Genomic DNA, 1700 nt, shown 5'->3' on the forward strand with positions numbered 1-1700 from the left:
GAAGCGCCCATCCGTTGATGTTCCACCCATGAGCAACCACCCCCACCACGAACGGGCAGGCAGATGGCCACCAATACTGGTGATGCTCCTTAGAAAGGAGGTGATCCAGCCGCACCTTCCGGTACGGCTACCTTGTTACGACTTAGTCCCAATCACCGATCCCACCTTCGACGGCTCCCCCCACAAGGGATGGGCCACCGGCTTCGGGTGTTACCGACTTTCGTGACTTGACGGGCGGTGTGTACAAGGCCCGGGAACGTATTCACCGCAGCGTTGCTGATCTGCGATTACTAGCGACTCCGACTTCATGGGGTCGAGTTGCAGACCCCAATCCGAACTGAGACCGGCTTTTTGGGATTCGCTCCACCTCACAGTATCGCAACCCATTGTACCGGCCATTGTAGCATGCGTGAAGCCCAAGACATAAGGGGCATGATGATTTGACGTCGTCCCCACCTTCCTCCGAGTTGACCCCGGCAGTCTCCCATGAGTCCCCACCATCACGTGCTGGCAACATGGAACGAGGGTTGCGCTCGTTGCGGGACTTAACCCAACATCTCACGACACGAGCTGACGACAACCATGCACCACCTGTGCACCAGTCCAAAGAAGGCCACATCTCTGCAGCTGTCCGGTGCATGTCAAGCCTTGGTAAGGTTCTTCGCGTTGCATCGAATTAATCCGCATGCTCCGCCGCTTGTGCGGGCCCCCGTCAATTCCTTTGAGTTTTAGCCTTGCGGCCGTACTCCCCAGGCGGGGCACTTAATGCGTTAGCTACGGCGCGGAAAACGTGGAATGTCCCCCACACCTAGTGCCCAACGTTTACGGCATGGACTACCAGGGTATCTAATCCTGTTCGCTCCCCATGCTTTCGCTTCTCAGTGTCAGTAATGGCCCAGAGACCTGCCTTCGCCATCGGTGTTCTTCCTGATATCTGCGCATTTCACCGCTACACCAGGAGTTCCAGTCTCCCCTACCACACTCTAGCCTGCCCGTACCCACCGCACGCCCGAGGTTGAGCCTCGGGTTTTCACGGCAGACGCGACAAGCCACCTACAAGCTCTTTACGCCCAATAATTCCGGACAACGCTTGCGCCCTACGTATTACCGCGGCTGCTGGCACGTAGTTAGCCGGCGCTTCTTCTGCAGGTACCGTCACTCTCGCTTCTTCCCTGCTGAAAGAGGTTTACAACCCGAAGGCCGTCATCCCTCACGCGGCGTCGCTGCATCAGGCTTTCGCCCATTGTGCAATATTCCCCACTGCTGCCTCCCGTAGGAGTCTGGGCCGTGTCTCAGTCCCAGTGTGGCCGGTCGCCCTCTCAGGCCGGCTACCCGTCAACGCCTTGGTGAGCCACTACCTCACCAACAAGCTGATAGGCCGCGAGTCCATCCCCCACCGAAAAACTTTCCAACACCCACCATGCAGTAGGTGCTCATATCCGGTATTAGCCCCGATTTCCCGAGGTTATCCCGAAGTGGAGGGCAGGTTACTCACGTGTTACTCACCCGTTCGCCACTAATCCAGCCGTGCAAGCACGGCCATCATCGTTCGACTTGCATGTGTTAAGCACGCCGCCAGCGTTCGTCCTGAGCCAGGATCAAACTCTCCATCAAAAAATGAAAAACTATAATCCCGACAAAACAAACGACTAGCACATTCATATAAATCTGCTACATCATCCGTCATGCCAAAACAAAAA

The 1700-nt window shown here is 56.5% G+C and carries 1 rRNA gene; it reads right to left on the minus strand.

What is annotated here, in order from left to right:
* Nucleotides 1-93: 93 nt before the first annotated feature.
* Nucleotides 94-1614: ribosomal RNA gene (locus ACFQ53_RS17670) — 16S ribosomal RNA — on the minus strand.
* Between the last annotated feature and the right edge of the window lie 86 nt (nt 1615-1700).

The sequence above is a fragment of the Brachybacterium sp. NPDC056505 genome (assembly GCF_042794925.1).
GTDB lineage: Bacteria > Actinomycetota > Actinomycetes > Actinomycetales > Dermabacteraceae > Brachybacterium > Brachybacterium kimchii.